Source organism: Achromobacter sp. (genome assembly GCF_057314935.1).
The window spans coordinates 10351-16671 of sequence record NZ_DBHKZA010000077.1 but is presented as its reverse complement, the minus strand read 5'-3'; the positions used below and the strand labels follow the sequence as shown (position 1 = coordinate 16671).

General features: G+C 65.9%; 6 protein-coding genes. 2 read left to right on the top strand and 4 right to left on the bottom strand.

Translation table 11 applies throughout. The features are described 5' to 3' along the window. The 4 genes from ACO6D5_RS23745 to ACO6D5_RS23730 form a co-directional block, all read right to left on the bottom strand. A partial coding sequence (locus tag ACO6D5_RS23745; RefSeq protein ID WP_485826737.1) for a TRAP transporter large permease occupies positions 1 to 995 on the bottom strand: 995 nt, incomplete at its 3' end. Then, on the bottom strand, positions 992 to 1612 hold the full coding sequence (locus ACO6D5_RS23740) for a TRAP transporter small permease subunit (RefSeq protein WP_315131982.1): 621 nt from the start codon (positions 1610 to 1612) through the stop codon (positions 992 to 994). The genes ACO6D5_RS23745 and ACO6D5_RS23740, both read right to left, overlap by 4 nt. Positions 1613 to 1693: 81 nt before the next feature. After that, complete coding sequence (locus tag ACO6D5_RS23735) at positions 1694 to 2740, bottom strand: TRAP transporter substrate-binding protein (RefSeq protein ID WP_485826736.1); 1047 nt, start codon at positions 2738 to 2740, stop codon at positions 1694 to 1696. Positions 2741 to 3152: 412 nt separating this feature from the next. Continuing rightward, complete coding sequence (locus ACO6D5_RS23730) at positions 3153 to 4058, bottom strand: LysR substrate-binding domain-containing protein (protein WP_315846817.1); 906 nt, start codon at positions 4056 to 4058, stop codon at positions 3153 to 3155. Positions 4059 to 4125: 67 nt separating this feature from the next. On the opposite strand from ACO6D5_RS23730, the gene ACO6D5_RS23725 reads away from it, so the two are divergent. Both ACO6D5_RS23725 and fabV read left to right on the top strand, forming a co-directional pair. Next, entirely contained in the window at positions 4126 to 5085 is a 960-nt protein-coding gene (locus ACO6D5_RS23725) for a DMT family transporter (RefSeq protein WP_485826735.1), read from the top strand. 145 nt (positions 5086 to 5230) lie between these two features. Further along, positions 5231 to 6321, top strand: a 1091-nt coding sequence (gene fabV, locus ACO6D5_RS23720; RefSeq protein ID WP_485826734.1) for an enoyl-ACP reductase FabV, incomplete at its 3' end; no start/stop codon positions are given.

Genomic DNA, 6321 nt, shown 5'->3' with positions numbered 1-6321 from the left:
TCCATGAAGCAGCCCAGCACCAGATAGAAGATCACCACGATCAGCAGCATCCAGCCGGGTGACAGGCCCAGGCCGGTGATGGACTTGGTCAGCGCGTCGGTCAGGCCGGTCGCCGACATGACGAAGTTCAGGAAGCTGGCCGCGATGACGATCAGCATGATCATCGCCGTGGACCGCATCGTGCCTTCCAGCACTTCGCGCAGCATCGACCAGTTCAGCCGGCGGAACCAGGCCGCGAGGATGAACGCACCCAGGACGCCGAGCGCGGCGGCTTCCGTCGGCGTGGCCAGGCCCGCATAAATGGAGCCCACGACCAGGAAGAAGATGCCCATGGGCGGCGCCAGGTGCACCAGGCTGGCGAAGCGCTGGCCCCAGGTCGCATGGATCTTCTTGCCGCCCCACGAGGGCTTGGCCACGCAGGCGATCACGACTGTCAGCATGAACAAGGCGGCCATCGCGAAGCCGGGGATGATGCCGGCCAGGTACAGCTTGGGCACCGACGAGTTTGTCAGCACGCCATAGATGACCAGGTTGATCGAGGGCGGGATAAGGATGCCGAGCGTGCCGCCGGCCGCCAGGCTGCCCAGGAACAGGGGCTCGTTGTAGCCGTACTTGCGGATCTGCGGAATGGCGACCGTGCCCACCGTGGCCGCAGTAGCCACGCTGGAGCCGGAGGTGGCCGAGAACAGTGTGGAGGCGCCGATATTGGCGTGCATCAGCCCGCCCGGCAGCCACGACAGCCACAGGCTCATGGCCCCATACATGCGTTCGGCGAACCCTGCGCGCAGCAGCACTTCGCCCAGCATGATGAATAGCGGGATCGCCACCAGCAGGAACTCGTTGTTCGAGCTCCAGGAAATCTCGCCGATGGCGCGCGACAGCGGCAGCATCGAGAACAGCGGGTCCAGGATCAGGCCCAGCACGCCGAGCGCCGCGCCCACGGGGATGGACAGGCCGATCAGCACCAGCAATAAGGTCAATGCGGTGGAAATCATGCGGCCTCTCCCTTCACCATGCGCTCGCCCGCGGCGGCTTCTTCATCAGCTTCTTCCTGCGCCGAACGCACGCCGCAGATCTGCTTGACCAGTTCGATGTCGCCCGTCACCAGCGCGGCCGACGCGCGCGCCAGCATCAAGGCGACCGTGATGCACATCCACGCCAGCCCCAGCAGCCAAAGCCCCTGGGGAATCCACAGCGGCGTGGCCAGGGGCGTATTGGCGGCGGATTTCTGCGCCCAGGAAGTCTGGACCACCTCGTACGCGTAGTACGTCAGGAACACCATGAAGACGGCCATCGCCACCATGGAAATCCAGTCCAGCACGGCGGACAGGCGCACTGGCAGGTATTGATAGAGCACGTCGACGCGCACGTTCGCGCGCTGCAGCGTGGCGAACGCCAGCGCCCACGAGGTGCTGATGGCAAAGGCGTAGCTGGACAATTCGTCGGCGCCGCCTGTCGTGAAGCCCAGGAATTTGCGCGCCAGGACATCAAAGGAGATCAGCAGCACGCTGGCCACGGTCAAGGCGCCGCCGGCCCATACGGCCGCCCGAGAAAAGCTCTCGGCGCGCCGCAACAGGCCGCCAAGCAGGCGGAAATGTTCGGTTCGGGTCATGGATGAAACCTCTTCGGGCGATGCCCGGTATCACAAGCCGGAAATCGCGCCGCCACAATGGGCGGCGGCGCGAGACGGCGCTTACTTGCTGGCGGTCAGGCCCAGCGTCTTGCCGATGGTGGCGTTGAAGTCCTTGACGCATTGGGCCGAGCAACGCGCGGCCCACTTGGGCAGGACGGCTTCCTGCGCGACCTTCTTCAGCAGGGCCTGGTCGGCCTCGGTCGGCTGCACCAGGAGCATCTTGCCCTTGACCGGGAACGGGCATGCGGCGGCGCCGGTGTTGCAGTCATAGCCTTCCTGCGTCTGGCGGGCGGCGGCTTCCCAGATGTTGTCGACCAGCGTCTTCACGTTGGCCTGCAGGAAGGTGCGCACGGCGGGGTCCAGCTTGTCCCAGGCCTTCTGGTTGACGGCATGGATCTGCTGGTTCCAGTTGATCGGCAGCGCGACCAGGTGCGTGGACACCTCGTACCATTTGGCCGAGTAGCCCGACAGCGAACCCGTGATGGCGCAATCCACCACCTTGTTCTGCAGGGCAGGAACCACCTCGCCGAAGGCCATCGTGACGCTGGAGCCGCCCAGCGCTTCGACGAATTCCGCGGTGGTGCGGCTGCTGGTGCGCACTTTCTTGCCCTTGATGTCGGCCAGGCTCTTGATTTCCGCGTTGCAGAACAGCACTTGCGCGGGATAGGTCGAGATGCCCAGCAGCTTGACGTTGCTGCCTTCGCCGTACAGCTTGGCGTAGACGGGTTCGAACGCTTCGGTGACGGCGCGCGCCGTCTTGACGTCCGGCGCCAGGCCGGCCAGGTCGATCGCTTCGTTGATGGGGTTGTCGCTGGCAAAGTACGACAAGGTCGCGGTGCCGAATTCGATCACACCTTGCGACATCAGGCGCAGCAGCTCGGGCCCCTTCAAGCCCATTTCATTGAAGCCCTTGATGTCCGCCGTCACCTGCCCTTTGGACAACTCGGGGACGGTCTTGGTCCAGAACGGCTTTTCGTAGTCGTTGTAAGCGGTCAGGTTGGACAGGCCCCCCACGACCTTCAACTGGGTTTTGGGCAGGTCTTGCGCGTGGACGGCGCCTGCCAGCACGGTGGCGGCGACGGCGGCGAAAACAAGAGACTTCTTCATGGACAAAACTCCTGGCTGGCGGGATGGTCTGTCGCGCGCGGGATCCCGTTACCCTGATCGCACGCGGTTTGGAATTGGGGATTCAGGGTCGGGGGTCGAGCGCGCGGCGCGGCACATCCGCCACCGCCAGTGTCCAGGACTGGAACAAATACGTATTCATGCTTTCCCCCCGCGCTGTGTGTCCAGGCGTTGCTTATTGATGTGCCGCCATTGCATCGTCAGGGGCGCGCAGCGTCCAATCGTATGTTGCGATGTGGGGGTATAAATATTTCTTGGGTCTCGTGCTGGCGGACCGCCAAGAATCCCGCAAACCGCCTATCGACGGGGCTTGGCGGGCGATCAGGCACGCCGCGACGCGGGCGTCCTGGCGGCGCGCCGGCGCCGTGTGGCGCGCCGCGTCTGGGGAAAACACCTAGGCGGGAATGCCGTCCCCGGCCTGTGCGGCGACCTTCTGCGCCATCTGCGCGATCACCTTGACCGCATGGCTGTCCGGGCCTTGCACCCAGGTCGCCGTGAAGCTCAGTTCGGGCAACGGGTCCGCCTCGACGCGCAGGATGCGCAATTCGCCGCGCGCGAGTTCCTTGCCCAGGAACACCGGGGCGATCACGCTGGTGCCGATGGCGTCCTGCGTCATGCGCACCACCATCGACATCGACGCGCTGCCATACATGCGCGGCGCGGACACGCCCGCGCGCGTCAGCATGTCGCGCACGAAGCGGTACGGCGCGCTGTTGGACGGATACGTGATGATGGGCAGCTTGCCGATGCGCTCCAAGGTCAGCGGCTCGGGGCCCAGGTCCAGCGTGGGGCTGGCCACCCAGGCCAACGGATAGGTGCACAGCGGCAGGTTCTCCACCCGCGCCTCCAGCACCGGTCCCATCAGGAAGGCCAGGTCGATCTGGCGCGACATCAGGTGCGAGCGCAGCACATGGGTGGTGTCGACTTCGATCTCCAGCACCAGCGCTGGATACGTCGTATGGATCAGCTCGATCAACGTGGGCAGCCAGGTCTGCACGATGGTCTCGGCCACGCCGATGCGCACCGTGCCCGTCATCACGTTCTGCTCGCGGGCGGCCTCGAACATGTCGCGGCGCACCTGCAGCATGCGCTCGGCATGCGAGAGCAGCTCATGGCCCTTGGCGGTGAGCTTGACGCCGCGCGCGTCGCGCTCGAAGAGCAGCACGCCCAGGTCAGCCTCAAGCGAGGCAATGCGTTGCGATACTGCAGGCTGCGTGGTGTTGAGCTTTTCCGACGCGGCGCGAAAGCTGCCCAGCGTGGCGACCCAAAAAAAAGTTTCGACGTTGCGTAGTTCTATCATTGGCCTTTTCCCCCGGCGCGATGAGCGTATCATGGCAGCCGCCCGTTTCCCCATTAGGAGCCTGTCCATGCCCCCGGCCGATCACGGTCGCCCGCCAGCCGCCGCGCCCGCCTCCCGCGGCCCGCTCGTCGGGATCCTGTTGCTGGTGCTATCGATGTGGACGCTCTCCTGTCTGGACGCCAGCGGCAAATGGGTCATGAACGCGGGCGTGCCGCTGCTGGTGCTGTCCTGGTTCCGGTATGTGGTGCATCTGGTCCTGGTGCTGGCGTTGGTGCTGCCCACCCGGGGGCTCGGCGTGCTGCGCAGCAAGCGCCCGCGTGAACAGCTGATCCGCGGCGGATCGATGTTCCTGGCCACGCTGATGTTCTTCACCACGCTCAGCTACATCCCGCAGGCCGAGGCCACGGCCATCAACTTCCTGGCGCCCCTGCTCGTGCTGTCGCTGGCGCCCTGGATCCTGAAGGAGCCCGCGCGGCTGTCGCGCTTCATTGCGGCGGGCATCGCGTTCATCGGCGTGATCATCGTCATTCGCCCAGGCGGCGGCCTGCATCCGGTGGGCACGGTCTTCGGCCTGCTGACGGCCTGTTGCTTCGCGGCCCAGTTCATCGCCACGCGACGGGTCGCGGGCGACGATCCCTTCACGTCGCTGATCTGGAGCGGCGCGGTGGGCACGGCCTGCCTGACGCTGTCCCTGCCGTTCGTGCTGCCGGCCGCCCTGCCGGTGCTGCAATCGCTGTCGGCCTTCGATTGGTTCCTGCTGATCTCGACCGGCGTCACCGGCGGCGTGGGGCACCTGTTCCAGATCGCCGCGTACCGGCGAGCGCCCGCCTCGACGCTGGCGCCGTTCATCTATCTGCAGATCATCAGCGCCACCTCCGTAGGCTGGCTGGTCTGGGGCCATTTCCCGGATCCGCTGACCTGGCTGGGCATCGCCATCATCTGCGCCAGCGGTATCGGCATCGGCCTGGTCGAATGGCGCCGCGGGCCCGCCAGCGCCGCCCCCGCGGCAAAGGCCGCCACCCGCTGACCGGGAACGGCGCGGCAACGACGGCCCGCCAGCGAGCCCGGGCCGGCTCCCGTACAATGCTGGTCGCTTTTTGCGCTTTCGCGCACCGGTCGCGCCGGCATCCGGCATTCCCCAGCATTTCGCACTCCCCCCGAACGAGGTCTTCATGATCATCAAGCCCCGCGTGCGCGGTTTCATCTGCGTCACCACCCATCCCGTCGGCTGCGAAGCCAACGTGAAGAACCAGATCGACTACGTCAAGGCGCAAGGCCCGATCGCCGGCGGCCCGAAACGTGTCCTGGTGCTGGGCGCGTCGACCGGCTATGGCCTGGCAGCCCGCATCAGCGCGGCGTTCGGCTGTGGCGCACAGACGCTGGGCGTGTTCTTCGAGCGCCCCGCCGACGCCGCCAAGGCAGGCACGCCGGGCTGGTACAACACCGCCGCATTCCACAAGGCGGCCGAAGCCGAAGGCCTGTACGCCAAGAGCATCAACGGCGACGCGTTTTCGGACGAGATCAAGCAAAAGACCATTGCCGCCATCAAGGCGGACCTGGGTCAGGTCGACCAGGTGATCTACAGCCTGGCTGCCCCGCGCCGCACGCACCCCAAGTCCGGCCAGGTCTTCAATTCGACGTTGAAGCCGATCGGCCATGCCGTGAACCTGCGCGGCCTGGATACGGACCGCGAAGTCGTCAAGGAATCGGTGCTGGAACCGGCCACCCAGGCCGAAATCGACGCCACCGTCGCGGTCATGGGCGGTGAAGACTGGCAGATGTGGATCGACGCGCTGCTGGAAGCCGGCGTCCTGGCCGAAGGCGCCACGACGACCGCCTTCACGTACCTGGGCGAAAAGATCACGCACGACATCTATTGGAACGGCTCGATCGGCGCCGCCAAGAAAGACCTGGACCAGAAGGTGCTGGACATCCGCGCCAAGCTGGCCGCGCGCGGCGGCGACGCCCGGGTCTCGGTGCTGAAGGCCGTGGTCACCCAGGCCAGTTCGGCCATCCCGATGATGCCGCTGTATCTGTCGCTGCTGTTCAAAATCATGAAGGCGGAAGGCACGCACGAAGGCTGCATTGAACAGGTCTACGGCCTGTACAAGGACAGCCTGTGCAGCGCCACGCCGATCCTGGATGCCGATGGCCGCCTGCGCGCGGACTACAAGGAGCTGGACCCGCAAGTGCAGGCCCAGGTGCAGGCGCTGTGGACTCAAGTCACCAGCGACAACATCTACGAACTGACCGATTTTGCTGG

Excerpts from the sequence above, each read along its gene's own strand:
- ACO6D5_RS23740 (WP_315131982.1), bottom strand. The coding sequence starts at position 1,612 with ATGACCCGAACCGAACATTTCCGCCTGCTTGGCGGCCTGTTGCGGCGC.
- ACO6D5_RS23735 (WP_485826736.1), bottom strand. The coding sequence starts at position 2,740 with ATGAAGAAGTCTCTTGTTTTCGCCGCCGTCGCCGCCACCGTGCTGGCA.
- ACO6D5_RS23730 (WP_315846817.1), bottom strand. The coding sequence starts at position 4,058 with ATGATAGAACTACGCAACGTCGAAACTTTTTTTTGGGTCGCCACGCTG.
- ACO6D5_RS23725 (WP_485826735.1), top strand. The coding sequence starts at position 4,126 with ATGCCCCCGGCCGATCACGGTCGCCCGCCAGCCGCCGCGCCCGCCTCC.